The organism is Acidipropionibacterium jensenii (genome assembly GCF_005890135.1).
Taxonomy (GTDB): domain Bacteria; phylum Actinomycetota; class Actinomycetes; order Propionibacteriales; family Propionibacteriaceae; genus Acidipropionibacterium; species Acidipropionibacterium jensenii.
On the sequence record NZ_CP040635.1, the window covers coordinates 2,844,012 to 2,861,293 of the forward strand.

At 70.2% G+C, this 17,282-nt stretch carries 15 protein-coding genes; 6 read left to right on the plus strand and 9 right to left on the minus strand.

All coding sequences use genetic code 11. The features are described from left to right. Nucleotides 1-49: 49 nt before the first annotated feature. A complete protein-coding gene (locus tag FEZ32_RS12700; RefSeq protein WP_138680735.1) occupies nt 50-439 on the minus strand; it encodes an RHS repeat-associated core domain-containing protein in 390 nt (129 codons plus the stop codon). Between the two features lie 187 nt (nt 440-626). On the opposite strand from FEZ32_RS12700, the gene FEZ32_RS14000 reads away from it, so the two are divergent. After that, on the plus strand, nt 627-728 hold the full coding sequence (locus FEZ32_RS14000) for a ribbon-helix-helix protein, CopG family (RefSeq protein ID WP_236082438.1): 102 nt from the start codon (nt 627-629) through the stop codon (nt 726-728). 406 nt (nt 729-1,134) lie between these two features. Here the strand turns inward: FEZ32_RS14000 and recO are convergent, their stop codons facing one another. Then, nucleotides 1,135-1,881: a DNA repair protein RecO gene (gene recO, locus FEZ32_RS12710; RefSeq protein ID WP_097799876.1), complete on the minus strand. Its 747-nt coding sequence runs from the start codon at nt 1,879-1,881 to the stop codon at nt 1,135-1,137. 120 nt (nt 1,882-2,001) lie between these two features. Between recO and FEZ32_RS12715 the strand changes: the two genes are divergently transcribed. The 3 genes from FEZ32_RS12715 (at nt 2,002) to FEZ32_RS12725 (ending at nt 6,853) form a co-directional block, all read left to right on the plus strand. Next, nucleotides 2,002-4,776 carry a S8 family peptidase gene (locus FEZ32_RS12715; RefSeq protein WP_138680736.1) on the plus strand — a complete coding sequence of 925 codons (2,775 nt, stop codon included), beginning with the start codon at nt 2,002-2,004 and terminating at the stop codon, nt 4,774-4,776. Nucleotides 4,777-4,803: 27 nt separating this feature from the next. Further along, nucleotides 4,804-6,018 carry a cation:proton antiporter gene (locus FEZ32_RS12720; protein ID WP_138680737.1) on the plus strand — a complete coding sequence of 405 codons (1,215 nt, stop codon included), beginning with the start codon at nt 4,804-4,806 and terminating at the stop codon, nt 6,016-6,018. A 127-nt stretch (nt 6,019-6,145) separates the two neighbouring features. Then, nucleotides 6,146-6,853: an isoprenyl transferase gene (locus FEZ32_RS12725; protein WP_236082225.1), complete on the plus strand. Its 708-nt coding sequence runs from the start codon at nt 6,146-6,148 to the stop codon at nt 6,851-6,853. A 28-nt stretch (nt 6,854-6,881) separates the two neighbouring features. On the opposite strand, the gene FEZ32_RS12730 is transcribed toward FEZ32_RS12725, so the two are convergent. Both FEZ32_RS12730 and leuA read right to left on the minus strand, forming a co-directional pair. Next, a complete protein-coding gene (locus FEZ32_RS12730) occupies nt 6,882-7,697 on the minus strand; it encodes a class II glutamine amidotransferase (protein ID WP_097799001.1) in 816 nt (271 codons plus the stop codon). Between the two features lie 145 nt (nt 7,698-7,842). Continuing rightward, a complete protein-coding gene (gene leuA, locus FEZ32_RS12735) occupies nt 7,843-9,606 on the minus strand; it encodes a 2-isopropylmalate synthase (protein ID WP_138680738.1) in 1,764 nt (587 codons plus the stop codon). A 189-nt stretch (nt 9,607-9,795) separates the two neighbouring features. Here leuA and FEZ32_RS12740 point away from each other — a divergent pair, with 189 nt between their 5' ends. Further along, nucleotides 9,796-11,295, plus strand: coding sequence for an amidohydrolase (locus FEZ32_RS12740; RefSeq protein WP_097799877.1), 1,500 nt, complete (start codon nt 9,796-9,798; stop codon nt 11,293-11,295). A gap of 100 nt (nt 11,296-11,395) precedes the next feature. Here FEZ32_RS12740 and era read toward each other — a convergent pair whose 3' ends face one another. The 4 genes from era to FEZ32_RS12760 form a co-directional block, all read right to left on the minus strand. Next, the gene (gene era / locus FEZ32_RS12745) at nt 11,396-12,379 is read right to left on the minus strand and encodes a GTPase Era (RefSeq protein ID WP_138680952.1); all 984 of its coding nucleotides are present in this window, start codon (nt 12,377-12,379) and stop codon (nt 11,396-11,398) included. A 139-nt stretch (nt 12,380-12,518) separates the two neighbouring features. Further along, the gene (locus tag FEZ32_RS12750) at nt 12,519-13,817 is read right to left on the minus strand and encodes a hemolysin family protein (protein WP_138680739.1); all 1,299 of its coding nucleotides are present in this window, start codon (nt 13,815-13,817) and stop codon (nt 12,519-12,521) included. After that, nucleotides 13,814-14,281, minus strand: a complete 468-nt coding sequence (ybeY, locus tag FEZ32_RS12755; RefSeq protein ID WP_028703392.1) for an rRNA maturation RNase YbeY — start codon at nt 14,279-14,281, stop codon at nt 13,814-13,816. Before ybeY ends, FEZ32_RS12750 begins: the two co-directional genes overlap by 4 nt. Next, nucleotides 14,281-15,252, minus strand: coding sequence for a PhoH family protein (locus tag FEZ32_RS12760; RefSeq protein WP_028703393.1), 972 nt, complete (start codon nt 15,250-15,252; stop codon nt 14,281-14,283). The genes ybeY and FEZ32_RS12760 overlap by 1 nt, the downstream gene beginning before the upstream one ends. Before the next feature lie 169 nt (nt 15,253-15,421). On the opposite strand from FEZ32_RS12760, the gene FEZ32_RS12765 reads away from it, so the two are divergent. Then, nucleotides 15,422-16,537 carry an aminoglycoside phosphotransferase family protein gene (locus tag FEZ32_RS12765; RefSeq protein WP_138680740.1) on the plus strand — a complete coding sequence of 372 codons (1,116 nt, stop codon included), beginning with the start codon at nt 15,422-15,424 and terminating at the stop codon, nt 16,535-16,537. 37 nt (nt 16,538-16,574) lie between these two features. On the opposite strand, the gene FEZ32_RS12770 is transcribed toward FEZ32_RS12765, so the two are convergent. After that, nucleotides 16,575-17,180: a class I SAM-dependent methyltransferase gene (locus FEZ32_RS12770; RefSeq protein ID WP_138680741.1), complete on the minus strand. Its 606-nt coding sequence runs from the start codon at nt 17,178-17,180 to the stop codon at nt 16,575-16,577. Nucleotides 17,181-17,282: the final 102 nt, after the last annotated feature.

Below are 17,282 nucleotides of genomic sequence, written 5' to 3' on the forward strand. Positions count from 1 at the left end.
CTATCCGGCCACCGACGCGCCGGCCCGCCGCGCGACGTGCGCTACACCCTCATCTGGGAAGAGCCTGTTTGCCCGAGTGGGCTGGCGTGCGGTAGAGACTTCGGGCCGGGGTCCAGTACTGGGTCTTGTAGTGGGCGTCGTTGTCCTTTTTGTGGGCTGCCTTGTTGTAGGGGATCCGCGAGTTGGACTCGTGAATCTGGTAGGCGGCGTCCTTGCCCTGGCACGTGTCGGCACAGTAGATGGGGCTACCCGGCATCAGACCATCGGGGTCGGGGCGGTCCACCGGGTTGTTGGCCCCGTAGGCATGCGCATTCCACTGGGTCGGATCGGACGGATCAAGAATCGGGTCGGGCTGGGTGAACCTCCCCGTCACCTGGTCGTAGTCGCGGGCCCCCAACCGCAGGGTTCTGGTCACGGTGTCGACGATGCCGTTGGCCATCCCCCGGTCCCCGGCCCATCCCAACGGACTGGCTCACCGTCGAGGACCCGGGTAGACGAGGTGAGATATCCAGGCTTGACGGTGCCCCAGACCCATTCGGCGCGCAGGTTCCCCCGGCCGTCTGATCGCGCATGGAGGTCCGGCGTCCCAACGCGGCCGTCCCCCCGTCGGGGACGGCCCGGGCTCGGTGGTTCCGGTACGCCTGGACGCGAAGGCCGCAGCCGAGGGAATCACCACCCGTTCCGAGGCGATCCGCGCCGCGATCCGAGAGTGGACGAGCATTGCCTGAACTGCATCATTCGGACCGCAAACACTATGCCCGAGACAGCCTGGACGACTCCTCGGTGCTGTACGCCGCCGCTCATGGCCTGACCTGCTGGGCCCTCGATGACGAGGACGACCCTCGTCGGTGGCTCATGATCAGGGCCGACCCCGCAGGACTGACACTCCTCGGGTCCCTCGTGGCGCCCCGGTGGGGGCAGCTGTGATGATCACGTCGAGTTGATCTCGAAGGTCCCGTCGGGCGGCCAAGGAGGCTCCCGTTGACTGGGTGAAGACGTTCCCGCGGGAACGCTTCAGCGGGCCGAGGACGTGATCGCAGGACCGCGACGCGGCTGCGCCGATGCGTCGCCACAACCGCATCTCTGAACAGCATCTCCGCGACGGCGTCACCGAAGCGCGTCGCCACGCACGCCTCAGTCCTGGCGATCCATCAAGGGAAGGGATCGCAGCCCGCGCTCCATGTGCCAGGAGACGAAGGCCGAGACGAGACCGGCCGCCTCCCGGACCCGCACCGGTGCCACGGTCCGGGTGGCCATCCAGTCGCCGGACAGCAGGGCGCCCATATACTCGATGGTCTCCGGATTGGGGTGCGGGGTGCCCGGCGGCTGGCAGTCGGCGCAGACCACACCGCCCAGGCTCGGTGAGAAACCGGCGCGGGCCCCGGCCCGGCCACACTTGACGCAGTCGTCCAGATCCGGTGCGTATCCGGCCACCGACAGGGACCGCAGGAGGTAGGAGTCCAGCACCATGGTCGCCGGTCGCGGCCCGTCGGGAGTGCCCTCCCCCAGGGTGCGCAGCGCACCCGCCAGAAGCCGGTACTGGGTGGGCGCGGGCTCCTTCTCGATGGGGACGAGGTGGTCGGCGGTCTCGACCATCACCTCGGCCGCGGTGAACAGAGAGTAGTTCGTCCGCAACGGGGCGGAGTAGGAGCGCAGCGTCTCCACCTGGGCGACGACGTCCAGGCTGCGTCCGACCACCAGCTGGATGTCGACCCGGTTGAAGGGGTCCAGACGACCGCCGAACTTGCTGGAGGTGCGCCGGATGCCGCGCGCCACCGCCCGCACCTTTCCATGGTCGCGGGTGAGCATGCTGATGATCCGGTCGGCCTCACCGAGCTTGTAGGTCCGCAGCACCACGGCGCGGTCTCGGTAGGTCGGCATGGCTCCCATTGTTCCTCGCAGGACCGTCACCACTGGTCAGGGGATCGATCCGAGGACCGAGGCCAGCCATTCCCATGAGAGGGCTTAAGGTCATCCCAGAAACCACTGAGAGGCAGATGCATGTTCTTCAGGATGATGCCGCGTCCAGGCACCCGCACCACGCGCCTGTGTCTGGCGACGCTGGTCGCGGCGACGGCCTCGGCGGTGGCCCTTCCGTCGGCCGTCGCAGCCCCCGGCACCGATTCCTCGGGCACGACCTCCTCCGGCTTCCACCGGGCCCCCTCGAAGGGCCGGATCGACACCGACGCCACGGCCCGGATGAGCGACCCGAACGCCAGGGTGAGCGTCATCGTCCAGCTGAGCGGCGACCCTGTCGCCGTGGCTCAGGCGAAGGCCGGCGGTGATCTGTCGAGCACGAAGGTGAACCAGATCCAGTCCGCCCTGTCGACCGAGCAGAGCCCCGTCGCCGGCTTCGTCCGCTCCCACGGCGGCCACGTCGTCTCCCAGATGCGTTCGGCCTACAACGGCCTCCACGTCCAGATCGCCAGCAAGGACATCGACCGGCTCGCCGACCTGCCCGGCGTGGAGGCCGTCCATCCGGTGCCCTCCCGCACCGCCGCCGACTCCTCCACCTCCTCCAGGTCCGCGGCCGCCTCGGGCTCCTCCCTGGGGATCCCCCAGCTGTGGCAGCGCACCGGACTCACCGGCAGGCGGATTCGGGTCGCGGTGATCGACACCGGCCTGGACTACACCCACGCCGACTTCGCCGGCCCGGGAACCCCGGCCGCCTATGACGCCGCACGGGCGCGCTCCGCCGCCACCCCGAGTGCCTCCCTGGTCGGCCCCCGGGCCCCGCGGGTGAAGGGCGGTCGCGACTTCGCCGGTGACTCCTACGACTCCTCGGGCACCGGCTCGGCGCTGGTCCCGCGCCCCGACTCCAACCCGCTGGACTGCAACGGCCACGGCACCCACGTCGCCGGCACCCTGGCCGGCTCGGGGGTCACCACGGCGGGACGCACCTACACCGGCCCCTACAACACGTCCGCCAGGTCGTTCCTGGTGAGCCCCGGGATCGCCCCCCAGGTCGACCTCTACCCGCTGAAGGTCTTCGGCTGCTCCGGCACCAGCGACCTCACCACCGAAGCCATCGACTGGGCGGTCGCCCACCGCATGAATGTCATCAACATCTCCCTCGGCAGCGTCCACGGCCGCCCCGGGGATCCCGACGCCGTCGCCGCCAGCAATGCGGTGGCCGCCGGCGCGGTCGTCGTCTCGGCCGCCGGAAACCAGGGGCAGAACCCCTACCTCACCGGAGCACCGGCCGCCGGCCGCGGCGTCATCTCGGTGGCGGCCGTCAACAACCAGGCCTCCCTGCCCGGGTACCGCAGCTATGCGCCGTTCAGCTCCTCGGGACCGGCCAGCGGCGACTCCAGCCTGCCCACCGGCGTCGCCGCCCCGGGCATCGCCATCTCCTCGGCGGCCCTCGGCACCGGACGTGCTGCGGTGGCGATGTCGGGCACCTCCTCGGCCTCTCCCCAGGTCGCCGGGGTGGCGGCCCTGGCTGTCCAGGCCCATCGCGGCTGGAGCGCCAGCCAGATCGGCGCGGCGCTGTCCAGCACCGCCTCCTCCTCGCGGGTGGTGGGCTACGACCCCGTTCTGGGCGGCGGGCTGGTCGACCCCGCCCGGGCACTGGCCACCTCCTCCTTCGCCGAGGGCGACCACTACCGGGTGGCCTCCGGGACGCTGACCACCGGCACCCTGAGCTTCGGTCTGGTCGAGTCCCGCTCGACCATCCAGCGGACCCGCCCCCTGGTCCTGGTCAACAAGGGCTCCCGCCCGATCACCTACACGGTGGCCGCCCGGGCCTCGGCCGGGTCGCGTCCGGCCACCGTCTCCCTCAGCACCCGGCGGGTGACCCTGAGGGCGCACTCCAGCGCGAGGATCATGGTGACGCTGAGGGCCCCGGCCTCCCGGGTCGGCAGCTCCCTGGACAACCGCACCGGCTTCCACCAGATCTCGGGGGACGTGGTGCTCAGCGCCGGGCGCAGCACCCAGATCCTGCGGGTGCCCTATCTGATGGTTCCGCGCGCCCAGACCAACGCGTCGGCGGTGCTGCGCACCACCCGTCCCGGGGTCCGGACCGCCCACACCGCGGCGATCGCGCGGGGCGTCCGGCCCGGCACGACGAACCTCACCGTGACCAACTCCCGCGGCGCGATGGCCGCCCGCTCGGCGGTGTTCACCTGGGGGCTGTCCGACCGGCGTCGCGACCCCACCATCACCGGGGGCTCCGGCTACGACCTGCGGGCTGCCGGGGTCCAGACGCGCACGGTCGGCGGCCAGAAGCTGCTGGTCTTCGCCATCAACACCTGGGACCGCTGGTCGAGCGCCTCGGCCAACGAGTACGACGTCGCCGTCGACGCCAACGGGGACGGGGTCCCCGACCGCATCGTCTTCGCCACTGACTCCGGGGTGATCCGCCGCGGCGAGCCGGACGGCGTCACCGAGGTGTTCATCCAGGACATCCGAACCGGCTTCATCTCGGCGTCGGGATACCTGGCGCTGGCCCCCACCGACTCCAGCACGATCGAACTGCCGGTGACCGCCTCCGCCCTGGGGCTCCGCTCCTCCTCGGGATCCTTCTCCTACACGGTCGCCGGCTACGGCGTCGACTCCGGTGAGGACACCTTCGGATCACAGTGGTCGCGCTACAACCCGTGGCGACGCGCCATCGGCGACGGCGCCGGCCTCACCGTGGCCGTCAACCGCTCGGCGAGGGCGTCTCTGGCCACCACGGCTGCGGAGATCAGCCGCCAGAAGCCCCGCGGGGTGATGGTCGTCACCCCCGACAACCCGTCGGGCAGCGGCCAGGCGGCCCTGCTGTCGATCCGCTGAGGAGACGACGGGTCCTAGGCTGAACCCATGACCCCGTCGCTCGCCGGCGTGCTGCTGGTGCCCCTGGCCGCCATGGTCGCGCCGCTGCTGGGGGCCGCGCTGAAACCCGTGCTGCGCGTCCCGCTGATCGTCTTCGAGATCCTGCTCGGGGTGCTGCTGGGCCCCAGCATCCTGGGATGGGTGCACCCCGACGCCGTCACCGGGGTGCTGTCCAGCTTCGGCGTCGCGATGCTGTTCTTCCTCGCCGGCAACGAGATCGACTTCCAGGGGATCCGGGGCCGCCCGATGCGCCGGGCGATCGGCGGCTGGCTGATCTCCCTGGCCCTCGGGGTGGGCATCGGGATCCTGCTGGCCCCCTCCCTCATCACCGCCGTCTTCATCGGTGTCGCACTGACCTCCACGGCGCTGGGCACCCTGATGCCGGTGCTGCGCGACGAGGGGGACCTGCACTCGGAGTTCGGGAGGGCCGCCACCGCGACCGGGGCGGCCGGTGAGTTCGGCCCGCTGCTGGCCATCTCGATCTTCCTGGGAGGTCGCAGCCCGTTGTCCGGGGCGCTGGTCCTGGCCACCTTCGCGGTCATCACCGGGGTGGCGATCTGGCTGGCCTCCCGCGGCCCCTACCCGGCCTTCAACCGCCTGGTGGCGGCCACCCTGCGCACCAGCGGCCAGTTCGGCGTGCGCACCGTCATCCTCGTGCTGGCGGCGCTGTCGGTGCTCAGCCAGCTGCTGGGACTGGACATGCTGCTCGGCGCCTTCGCCGCCGGGGTGCTGTCGAGGGTGCTGCTGGCCAGCGCCCGTCCGCCCGACCGCGAGATGGTCGAGGCGAAGCTGGAGGCGGTGGGCTTCGGGTTCCTGGTCCCGGTGTTCTTCATCATGACCGGCGTCACCTTCGACCTGGCCGCGCTCCTCTCCTCGCCGCGACTACTCTTGCTGATGGCGGGGGCCCTGGTGCTGCTTCTGGTGATCCGCGGCATCCCCTGCCTGCTGGCGGCCCCGAAGGGGTCGACGAGGACCGACCGCGCCTCCCTGATGCTGCTCGGCGCCACCGGGCTGCCGATCATCGTGGCGGTGACCGGCATCGGGGTCGAGCGCCACGAGCTGGGGTCGGGGATCGCGTCGGCCCTGGTGGGGGCCGGAATGCTGTCGGTGCTGGTGTTCCCCGCCCTCGCGCTGGCCCTGAGACGCCGTTCGGCGGGCGGGCGGCTCACCCCCGATCCCGAGGACGTCCCCATCCAGGGCTAGTAGCGTGTCGGCCATGGCCTCCAGCACCCGTCCGCGTCCCGCCAAGCGCGGCCCACTCCCCCACCCCTCGGGCGCCCGCCCGCCGCAGCTGCCCGCAGAGCTGCTGCCCCGTCACGTCGCGATCGTGATGGACGGCAACGGACGCTGGGCCAAGGAGCGCGGCCTGCGACGCACCGAGGGTCACGCCCGCGGCGAGGACGCCCTTTTCGATGTCATCGAGGGGGCCATCGAGATGGGCATCCCCTACCTGTCGGCCTACGCCTTCTCCACCGAGAACTGGCGCCGGTCCCCCGACGAGGTGCACTGGCTGATGGGGTTCAACCGCGATGTCATCCACCGACGTCGCGACCAGCTCGACGCCCTCGGGGTGCGCGTCCGATGGGCGGGACGCCGTCCCAGGCTCTGGCGCTCGGTGATCCGCGAGCTCGAGGAGGCCGAGGCCCAGAGCGAGGACAACACCGTCCTCACCCTGCAGTTCTGCGTCAACTACGGGGGACGGGCCGAGATCGTCGACGCCGTCCGCGACATCGCCCGGCTGGCCGCCGAGGGCCGGCTGGACCCCGACCACATCACCGAGAAGACCTTCCGCACCCACCTGGACGAGCCGGAGATCCCCGATGTGGACCTGTTCTGGCGCTCCTCGGGGGAGCAGCGGACCTCCAACTTCCTGCTGTGGCAGTCGGCCTACGCCGAGATGGTCTTCTCCGACGTGCTGTGGCCCGATGTGGACCGGCGCAACCTGTGGGACGCCGTGATGGAGTACGCCCGCCGCGACCGGCGGTTCGGCGGTGCGGTGCCCAACGAGACCCCCACCACCGACGCCGGGGCCCGCTGAGGAGCCGACCGGAGGGTTCGGCCGCCGATCACGGGTAGGAGCGCTGGGCGGCGAACTCCTGGTGGCTGCGGGCCTTGTGCGCCGAACGGCGCCACGGGGTGGTCGACAGGGCGAGGCTGCCGCGCTCGATCCGCAGCACGGTGCGCTGGGTGAGCAGGGTCCAGCGCGGCGACTCCGGACCCTGGGAGGAGATCCGCAGGGAGCGGCCCTCGGCGTCGGTGCTGGCCAGGAAGTGCAGGTCGTAGTACCCCTCGGGCCGGTCGGGAACCAGCTCGGGGAAGGCCAGGCTGAAGGCGTAGAGCGCCTCCTCGGTGCCCAGCATGCAGTCCAGGGCCCACACCTGGCCGGCCGGCACCAGCGCGAGGATGGTGCGGGCGGCGTCCAGGATCGCCTCGGGCCAGGCCAGCCCGCGGGAGTGATTGCGCAGGATCAGCGCGAAGTAGAGCTCCGAGTCGGTCGTCCCGCGCGGCCTGTAGTCGCAGCTGTCGACGACCTCGGCGAGGATCTCGGGGGTCTTGGAGAACTGCCCGTTGTGGGCGAAGCAGACATTGCCGTCGATGAAGGGGTGGCAGTTCTCCTCCCGGACCGCCAGCCCCTCGGTGGCCAGCCGCAGATGGAAGATCGACTGGTCGGTGGTCAGTGCGTCGACCATCGGCCAGAACGACGCCGACTCCATCACGGGCTCGGGGTCGTGGTGGACCCGGGCCCGCTGACCGTCCCAGGAGGCGATCCCCCAGCCGTCGTGGTGGATCCGCCCCAGGTCGTGAAACGTCTGCAGGTCATGGCCCGCCGCCTCGGCGACCGACCTGGGGCGATCGGTGAGGAATCCGAACATCCGGCACATCTGTCAGGTGATCCTCTCGCCGATTTCAGTGGTCCAGATCTCGTCGAGGCGGCTGACCACCCGCGACAGACTCATCCCGATAATGGCACAGATCTGCCCGAGGACGGTCCGGGAACACTGCTGTCAGCCCTGTCGGGAACCGCTGTCAGCCCTGTCGGGAACCGACCCGTTCGTCGACCTGCACCCTCGCGCCGGACCGGTTGACGGCCCCGATGACCGCCTTGAGAGAGGCCTCGGTGATGTCGGAGTCGATGCCGACACCCCACAGGATCTGGCTGGACTCCCCGTCGCCGACCTCGCACTCCACATAGGCGGCGGCCTTCGCGGTGCCGCCTGCGGTCATCGCGTGCTCGGAGTAGTCCAGCACGTGGACGACCACGCCGAGCGAGTCCAGGGCGTCGACGAAGGCCGAGACCGCGCCGTTGCCTTCACCGGAGATGGTGCGCTGGGCGCCGTCGACCCCGATCGTCGCGGTGATCTCGTGACTGCCCCCGCGGGTGGCGGACTCGCGGGAGACCAGCTGGATCCCGTCGGTGTGAAGGTACTCCCGGGAGAACAGGTCCCAGATCTCGTCGTGGCTGATCTCGCGGGCCTCCTGGTCGGTGAGGAACTGCACCGACTTGGAGAACTCGATCTGCAGACGCCGGGGCAGGTCCACCTGGTGCTCGGTCTTCATCAGGTAGGCCATCCCGCCCTTGCCGGACTGGCTGTTGACGCGGATGACGGCCTCGTAGGTGCGGCCGATGTCGTGCGGGTCGACGGCCAGGTAGGGGGCCTGCCAGGTCACCTTGCGCTCATCGACGCCCTGCTCGTCGGCGATCCGCTGCAGGTCCTCCAGGCCCTTCTTGATGGCGTCCTGGTGGGAGCCGGAGAAGGCGGTGAAGACCAGGTCGCCGGAGTAGGGCTGGCGGGCCGGCACCGGCAGCCCGGTGCAGTACTCGACGGTGCGGCGGATCTGGGGCATGTCGGAGAAGTCGATCTTCGGGTCGACGCCCTGGCTGAACAGGTTCATCCCCAGGGTGACCAGGTCGACATTGCCGGTTCTCTCGCCGTGGCCGAAGAGGCATCCCTCGACCCGGTCGGCGCCGGCCATCTGGGCGAACTCGGCGGCCGCGACGCCGGTACCCCGGTCGTTGTGGGGGTGCACCGAGACGCACACGTGCTGGCGGTCGCGGATGTTGCGGCAGAAGTACTCGATCTGGTCGCCGAAGGTGTTCGGGGTGCTCATCTCCACGGTGGCGGGCAGGTTGAGGATGATCTCGCGGCCCTCGGCGGGCTGCCAGACGTCCATCACCGACTCGCACACCTCCAGGGCGAAGTCGGTCGGGGTCTGGGTGAAGATCTCCGGGGAGTACTCGTAACCGAACTCGACGTCGTCCAGGTACTCCTCGGCGTACTTGACGACCCATTCGGTGCCCTGGTGGGCCAGGTCGATGCACTGCTGCTCGTTGACGTGGAAGACCACCCGGCGGAACAGCTCGGCGGTCGCGTTGTACATGTGGATGGTGGCGCGGTGGGCGCCGACCAGGCTCTGCGCGGTGCGGCGGATGAGGTCCTCGCGGGCCTGGGTCAGCACCGAGATCGTGACGTCGTCGGGAACGACGTCCTCCTCGATCAGCTTGCGCACGAAGTCGTACTCGGTCTGGGAGGCCGAGGGGAAGCCGATCTCGATCTCCTTGTAGCCCATCTCGATGAGCAGGTTGAACATCCGCACCTTGCGCGAGACGGTCATCGGGTCGATCAGGGCCTGGTTGCCGTCGCGCAGATCGGTCGACAGCCATCGGGGTGCCTTGTCGAGGGTCTTGTCGGGCCAGGTGCGATCGGGCAGCGACTGCGGGATGAAGGGCTTGTAGCGGTCGACCGGCATCGGTGAGGTCAACTGGCAGGGTGAGGACTGTGGGCGGGTCATTGCGATCTCCTGGGGGGTGGCTGAGCTTCAATGGGCAGCCGAAGTACCCGCAGCGGAGGGGCTACCCGTCAGCGGACCCCGCTGCGGCACATAAGCAGGAGAACGCGTGCCACAAGCGGCATGGTAGCACCCGCAGTGTGAGCCGTGCTCCACGGTGGGTTCGGACGTGACAGGATCGGGGCCGTGACGATGCTCCTTCACCGCGCCCGCCTGCTCGATCTGCGCACCGGACGCCCCGGCGATCCGTGCGACATTCTGCTGAGTGGGGGCCGGATCGACTCGATCCGCCCCTCCCTGCCCCGGCCCTCGACCGTCCAGGCCCCGGTGATCGATCTCGACGGCCGTCTGGTGATCCCCGGCCTGTGGGACGAGCACGTCCACACCGAGCAGTGGGCGCTGGCATCGCGCCGGGTGGAGGTCTCCCAGACGGCCTCCCCCGCCGAGATCCTGAGAACCATCGCCGACCACCTGGCGACCCTCACCGGTCCCGCCGACGGGGAGATCATCCAGGGGTTCGGGCTGCGCGCCTCCCGCTGGCCCGCCAATCCCAGCGCCGCCGACCTGGACGCCGTCTCGGGCCGCTGGCCGGTGGCGATCGTCTCGGCCGACCTGCACTCCACCTGGTGCAACACCGCGGCCCTCCAGCGACTCGGGATCCCCGACCGTCCCGGATTCCTCACCGAGGCCGACTCCTTCGCCGCCCAGATCAAGCTCGCCCAGGTGCCGACCCGGTCCCTGGACATGTGGCTCGACGAGTGCTGCCGCCGGGTCGCCGCCCGCGGGGTGGTGGGAATCGGCGACATGGAGTTCTCCAGCGATGTGGATGTCTGGCTGGCCCGCGAGCAGGCCGGCCGCTGCCCGATGAGGGTCCAGGTGGCGGTCTACCCGGACCGGCTCGACGAGGCGATCGGCCGCGGACTGGCCACCGGGCAGTGCGCCGCCGAGGAGCCCGGGTCGGGGCCGGAGTCTCTGGTGGCGATGGGCCCGCTCAAGATCATCTCCGACGGCTCGGTCTCGACCCGTTCGGCCTGGTGCCGCCAGCCCTACCCGGGGGCCTCCGGGCCCGAGGGGTCCGGGGTGGACGCGGTTCCGCTGGCGGAGCTGGAGTCGCTCATCGTTCGGGCCACTCGGGCGGGGATTCAACCGGCCGTCCACGCGATCGGCGACCTGGCGGTGAGCACCGTGCTGGACGCCTACCAGCACTGCGGGGTGGGCGGACGGCTGGAGCACGCCCAACTGGTCGAGGACGCCGATCTGCCGCGGTTCGCGGCCCTGGGGGTGACGGTCAGCATCCAGCCGGCCCATCTCATCGACGACCGGGACGTCATGGACCAGGTGTGGGGGGATCTCAACGTCGGCAGCTTCCGGTTCCGCGACATGCTGGACGCCGGCGCCCGGCTCATCATGGGGTCGGACGCCCCGGTCTCCCCGGTGGACCCGTGGCTGGCGATCCGGGTGGCCGTCGAGCGCACCGGCGACCAGCGGCCCGGCTGGTACCCCGGCCAGGAGATCACCGTCTCGGAGGCGCTGAGAGCCTCCACCCACGGGGTCGAGGCCGTGGCACCGGGGGGCCGGGCCGATCTGGTCGCCCTGGAGGACGATCCCTTCGGGTCCCACGGCGAGGAACTCGCGTCGATCTCCTCAGCCCTCACCGTGGTCGGCGGTCAAGTGAGCCACACCACCTTGTGACGCCGCCCAGGCTGTGACGCCCCCGGGTGGTGACGTCCCCAGGCCCGTGACGTCCCCCGGGCTGTGTACCGCCCGGGGACCGCGGCAGGTCTCAGAACCCTCAGAACCCCAGGCGGTTGAGGTACTTGGGGTCGGACTGCCAGTCCTTGAGCACCTTGACCTGCAGATCCAGGTGCACCGGGGTGCCCAGCAGGACCGAGATCTGGAGCCTAGCCCGGGTCCCGACGTCCTTGATGTGGGCCCCCTTGTGGCCGATCATGATCCCCTTCTGGGAATCCCGCTCCACGATCAGGGAGGCCACCACGTCGAGCAGCGGACGGTCCTCGGGCCGGTCCGGGCGCTGGCCCATCTCGACGATCTCCACCGCGATCGAGTGCGGCAGCTCCTCGCGCACCCCCTCCAGGGCGGCGGCGCGGATGAGTTCGGCGACCAGGGTCTCGGTCGGCTCGTCGGTGATCTCCCCGTCGGGATAGTAGGCGGGCCCCTCGGGCAGCAGCGAGATGATGGTCTGACGGACCTCCTCGACCTGGCTTCCCAGGACCGCCGAGCAGGGCACGATGTGCTCGAAGCGCACCCCCAGCTCCGTCTCCAGGGCGGCGATCGACGCCAGGTGGGCGGCCAGCCGAGAGTCGCCGACCAGGTCGGACTTGGTGGCCAGGGCCACCAGCAGGGGGCGATGGGTCAACTGGGCGATCTGGCCCACCAGATAGCTGTCCCCGGGTCCGATCCGCTGGTCGCAGGGCAGGCAGACGCCGATCACGTCGACCTGGGACCAGGTGTCGCGCACCAGGTCGTTGAGCCGCTGGCCCAACAGGGTCCGGGGCTTGTGGAGGCCGGGTGTGTCGATGACGACCAGCTGCGAGTCATCGGTGGTGACCACACCGCGGATGACGTGCCGGGTGGTCTGCGGCTTGTCGGTGGCGATCGCGATCTGGGCCCCCACCAGGGCGTTGGTGAGGGTCGACTTGCCGGCATTGGGCCGGCCGACGAAGCAGGCGAAGCCGGAGTGGAATCCGGGACGGGTCGCCTCGGCCACCCGGGTGGCGACGTAGTCGACGTCGGAGACCTCGTCCTCGCCGTCCATCAGCTCGGCCAGCGAGGGCTGGGCGTCACTCTCCTCGGCGTCCTCGACGCGCTCGGCGTCCTCCACCTCCTCGACAGTCGGCTCGGCGTCGTCGGGGCGTGCCGCGTCGTCGCTGCCGGTGCTCTGCGGGGTCTCGGTGTCAGTCATCGTCGTCCTTCTCGTCTGCGGGTTCGGCGGGTACCTGGCGGACCAGGTAGGTGTCCACCTGGTGGCGTCGTCCGGTGGCCTTCTCGGCGGTGATCTCGATGCCCTCCCAGACCACCGAGGCGCCGGGTACCGGAACCACCGACAACTCCTTGGCCATCAGCCCGCCGACGGTGTCGACGTCCTCCTCGGCGGCCTTGATGTCGAACAGCTCGGCCAGGTCATCGACCGGCATCCGGGAGGAGACCCGGTAAACACCGGGATCGATCTCCTCGGTCTCGGTGGGCTCGGGGTCGTACTCGTCGACGATCTCGCCGACGATCTCCTCGACGATGTCCTCGATGGTGGCCAGCCCGGCGGTGCCGCCGAACTCGTCGACCACGATGACGATGTGATTGCGGTCGCGCTGCATCTCGCGCAGCACGTCGTCGATCGGCTTGGAGTCGGGGACGTAGACGGCCTCCCGCATCACCTGGGAGACCTTCTCCTGACGCTGGCCGTCGGGATTGTCCTGGACCCGGCGGGCCAGGTCCTTGAGGTAGATGATTCCCAGGATGTCGTCCAGGCTCTTGCCGACCACCGGCATCCGGGAGAAACCGGAGCGCAGCGCCAGGGACATCGCCTGACGCAGGGTCTTGTCCTGCCGGATGAACACGACATCGGTGCGCGGCACCATCACCTCGCGCAGGTAGGTGTCGCCGAGCTCGAAGACCGAGTGGATCATCTCCCGCTCGTCGGGCTCGATGAGGTCGGAGGCCTCGGCGTAGTCGACCATGTCGCGCAGCTCGGCCTCGGTGGTGAACGGCCCCTCGGCGAACCCGCGACCCGGGGTCACCGCGTTGCCGACCGCGATGAAGACCGCCACCAGCGGCCTCAGCAGGGTGGCGGTGACCATCCAGATCCGCCCGGACAGCCGGCACACCGCGACGTCGTGCTGCTTGCCGAGGGTGCGCGGAGCGACCCCCCACAGGATGTAGCTGACCACCAGCATGGTGGCCGAGACCACGAGGATCCGCTCCCAGTCCGACCCCAGGTGCGGGAACAGCGCCTGGCAGACCAGCACGATGGTGGCGACCTCGCTGCCGATCCGCACCACCATCGCGGAGTTGACGAACCGGGCCGGCTCCAGGGCCATCGCGTGCACCCGCACCGAACTGCGCCGGCCGTCCTCGACCAGCTCCTCGGCGCGACTGCGCGACAAGTGCTGCAGAGCGGCCTCGCAGGCGGCCACCAGGGAGGCCACCAGGGCCAGCACCAGGGCGACGACGATCTCGACCCACTGGGACTGGGTCATCGGGCCTGATTCCCGTTGCGGGCCATCTCCCAGGCGTTGATGATCTCGTCGTTGAGGCCGAACATCACCTTCTTCTCCTCCGGCTCGGCGTGATCGTGGCCGAGCAGGTGGAGCAGTCCGTGGATGAGCAGGTACTCGGCCTCGCCGTCGGGAGTGCGGCCGTTCTCGCCGGCCTGCCGGGCGGTGACCGTGGGGCACAGCACGATGTCGCCGAGGATCCCGTTCGGCTCGGCCTCCCCGTCGGAGGGGGAGCGCAGCTCGTCCATCGGGAAGCTCAGCACATCGGTGGGCCCGGGCAGGCCCATGAACTTCTCGTGGTAGCCCTCCATGGTCGCCTCGTCGACCAGCAGGATCGACAGCTCGGCCTCCGGGTGGATGCGCAGCCGGGCCATCGCGAACCCCGCCAGGGCGACCAGGCCCCGCTCGTCGGCGTCCTGCCCCGACTCGTTGTTGATATCGATCATCATCGTCTCCTCAGCTGGCGTCCGGACCGTCCGCCGGCCGCCCGGCGCTGCTGGGCGTCTCGGTCGAGGACGGCGTCGTACTGGTCGTAGGCCGCCACGATCCTGCCGACCAGCCGGTGCCGGACGACGTCCCGGCTGGTGAGGTTGCAGAAGGCGATGTCGTCGATGCCGTCGAGGATGTCCTGGACCAGCCGCAGGCCGCTGGTCACCCCGCCGGGCAGATCGACCTGGGTGATGTCGCCGGTGACGACCACCTTGGAGTCGAAGCCGAGCCGGGTGAGGAACATCTTCATCTGCTCGGGAGAGGTGTTCTGGGCCTCGTCGAGAATGATGAAGGCGTCATTGAGGGTCCGCCCGCGCATGTACGCCAAGGGGGCCACCTCCACGGTCCCGGCGGCCATCAGCCGGGGCACCGAGGCGGCGTCGACCATGTCGTGCAGGGCGTCGTAGAGGGGCCTCAGGTAGGGGTCGATCTTCTCCGAGAGGGTGCCGGGCAGGAAGCCGATCCGCTCGCCGGCCTCCACCGCCGGGCGGGTGAGGATGATCCGGCTCACCTGCTTGTTCTGCAGGGCCTGGACGGCCTTGGCCATCGCCAGGTAGGTCTTGCCGGTGCCGGCCGGTCCGATCCCGAAGACGACGGTGTGGCTGTCAATGGCGTCGACGTAGCGCTTCTGGTTGAGGGTCTTGGGACGGATCGTCCTGCCCCGGTTCGACAGGATGTCGGCGGTCATGATCTGGGCCGGCTCCTGGCCCTCCCGGGTCATCGTCACCACCCGGTCGACGTCGTCGGCCGACAGTCCGTGACCGGTGCGGATGATGGTGACCAGTTCGGTGAGCACCTCGGTCGCGTCGGCGATCTGGGCGGCGGTGCCCGACAGGCTCACCTCGTTGCCGCGCACCATGATCTCGGCCGCCAGGGCCCCCTCGAGCCGGCGCAGATACTCGTCCCCCGGTCCGACCAGGGAGACCATCGGCACCGATGCGGGCACGGTGAAGGTCCGGGTGCCGCGACTGTCGGGAAGGGTCGATGCCGACCCGTCGGACTGTCGAAGGCGTGGCTGGTGGGCTGTGGTACTCAGGGTTCTCTCCTGGTGGAGCGCGAATGTACCCCACCAACTCTAGCCGTGGTGGAATGTCGTCATGGGTCTTGGCTGGGTCGATGACGCCGCGTTCGCGCTGGGCACTGAGCTGTCGGTCAAACAGGTGCTGCGCGAGGGAATCCGCACAACGGTCGCCCGCTGCTGGGTCGACGGGCCCACCACCGCCACCGGGGGCGCCCGGACCGTGGTGGCCAAGTGCTTCCGGTCGCGTGCGATGTCCCACAACTCGGGAGGGTACGGGGCGGTCCGGGAGTGGGCCGGTCTGGCCGCTGTTCCCGGTGCCCCGCGCCTGCTGGCCGCCGACCTGGACCACGGTGTGGTGGTGATGGAGGACCTGGGGTCGGTGCCGACCCTGGCCGATCTGCTGGCCGGCGACGACGGGGACGCCGCTCTGGAGGCGGCCTGGGTGTGGGGACGCAGCAGCGCCCACCAGCTCACGGCCTCCCGTGAGGCGGTGTCCCGGTTCTCCGATCTGGTCCGGCAGGCCGATCCGGGCACCCTCACCGCGGGCGGTCCGGCCTCCCCCCGGCTGCCCGAGCGCGGCGCCGCCCGGTTGTCCGCGATGCTGCGGCTGCCGGGGCCGGCCTGCCAGAGGTTGGACGAGGAGGTCGCGCTGCTGGCAGGGCTGGACGGCGTCGAGGGGTCCAGGGTGTGCAGCCAGGCCGACCCCGCCCCCGACAATCTGCTGGTCACCGGTGACGGGTGGGTCAAGGCGATCGACTACGAGGCGGCCTCCTACCACCACATCGCGGTGGATCTGGTGAGCCTGTTGACGCCGTGGCCCGCCAGCGGGCTGCTGGCCGGGACCCCCGGGGAGTTCCAGGCGGCCGTGATGTCGGGGTTCGGGACCGCCCACGGCGGCCTGACCGACCTGCTGGACGACCCGGACCTCGACCCGATGACGGGACTGGCGGCGATGAGCACCGCCCTCCAGATGACCGAGCTCACCCTGGAGCCGTTGACCCGGCGCGAGGACGTCGGCCGGTTCTCCGGGGGCCGGTCCCGGCTCATCACGTTATGGCGGTCGGCCGCTGAGCACGCCGCGGCGGTGACCCCGACCCTGGCCCGGGCCTGCGAGCAGGCCGCCGACACCGCCGCTGGAACCTGGGGGTGGCCCGAGGAGCTGCCCCTCTACCCCTGCTTCGAGCGCGCCTGAACGGCCCCTCGACGGCTGAGGTCACACTCTCAGCGATTCACCCAGAACAAGTCCACTCGGCAACGAGCACAGCGTCCATCCCGTACCGGAAGGTCCTGTGCCGGACGAGTCGGAGACCGGAAGGTCCGAGAGCCACGGCGACTTTGTCGAGGCTGTCGAAACGGGCCCGATCCGGATTCGGACCACCATGCCGACCGGGGTCGGAGTCGACGAAGGTTGCCGTCACTGCACGGCCACCAGACCTGAGCACCCTGGCGGATTCCTCAGCCATCGTCGCGACGTCGGGAATGAGATGCAGCGCAGCCACGCAGGTCACCAGATCGAAGGAGTCGGTGGCGAACGGCAGGGCAGCAGCGTCCCCCACGGTGAGGGTGGCACGGGGAAGACGTCTGCGCGCCACCTCCAGCATCCCCGGTGAGATGTCGATACCGGTCAGTTGAAGCTCTCGGTCCGGACAGCGCCGAGCCAGTGCCCGCAGCACCAGGCCGGTACCGGTCGCAACGTCCAGCACCGCACTTCCATGTCCTGGATCCACGAAGGAGGCCACCTCGTGGGCCAGTGCCCGGTGCATCGCCGACGAGTCGTAGCTGTGGGCCCTGGCATCGAAACGGACCCTGATAGTCCGCAGCGGTTCCTCCAACATGACCCAGCAGACTACCGCGGCCCGGCATGACGAGATGTGCGCAATCCGTCCCGAATACCAGTGACTGACGTCCGACCCAACTCCACCAAGGGCTCAGGGCGC

Bases quoted from the DNA above. Each gene is read 5' to 3' on its own strand.
- FEZ32_RS12765 (WP_138680740.1), top strand. From the start codon at position 15,422: ATGGGTCTTGGCTGGGTCGATGACGCCGCGTTCGCGCTGGGCACTGAG.
- FEZ32_RS12750 (WP_138680739.1), bottom strand. From the start codon at position 13,817: ATGACCCAGTCCCAGTGGGTCGAGATCGTCGTCGCCCTGGTGCTGGCC.
- FEZ32_RS12730 (WP_097799001.1), bottom strand. From the start codon at position 7,697: ATGTGCCGGATGTTCGGATTCCTCACCGATCGCCCCAGGTCGGTCGCC.
- FEZ32_RS12700 (WP_138680735.1), bottom strand. From the start codon at position 439: ATGGCCAACGGCATCGTCGACACCGTGACCAGAACCCTGCGGTTGGGG.
- FEZ32_RS12715 (WP_138680736.1), top strand. From the start codon at position 2,002: ATGTTCTTCAGGATGATGCCGCGTCCAGGCACCCGCACCACGCGCCTG.
- FEZ32_RS12760 (WP_028703393.1), bottom strand. From the start codon at position 15,252: ATGGTCTCCCTGGTCGGACCGGGGGACGAGTATCTGCGCCGGCTCGAG.
- FEZ32_RS12725 (WP_236082225.1), top strand. From the start codon at position 6,146: ATGGACGGCAACGGACGCTGGGCCAAGGAGCGCGGCCTGCGACGCACC.
- ybeY (WP_028703392.1), bottom strand. From the start codon at position 14,281: ATGATCGATATCAACAACGAGTCGGGGCAGGACGCCGACGAGCGGGGC.
- FEZ32_RS12770 (WP_138680741.1), bottom strand. From the start codon at position 17,180: ATGTTGGAGGAACCGCTGCGGACTATCAGGGTCCGTTTCGATGCCAGG.
- FEZ32_RS12740 (WP_097799877.1), top strand. From the start codon at position 9,796: ATGCTCCTTCACCGCGCCCGCCTGCTCGATCTGCGCACCGGACGCCCC.
- leuA (WP_138680738.1), bottom strand. From the start codon at position 9,606: ATGACCCGCCCACAGTCCTCACCCTGCCAGTTGACCTCACCGATGCCG.
- recO (WP_097799876.1), bottom strand. From the start codon at position 1,881: ATGCCGACCTACCGAGACCGCGCCGTGGTGCTGCGGACCTACAAGCTC.
- FEZ32_RS12720 (WP_138680737.1), top strand. From the start codon at position 4,804: ATGACCCCGTCGCTCGCCGGCGTGCTGCTGGTGCCCCTGGCCGCCATG.
- era (WP_138680952.1), bottom strand. From the start codon at position 12,379: ATGGACGGCGAGGACGAGGTCTCCGACGTCGACTACGTCGCCACCCGG.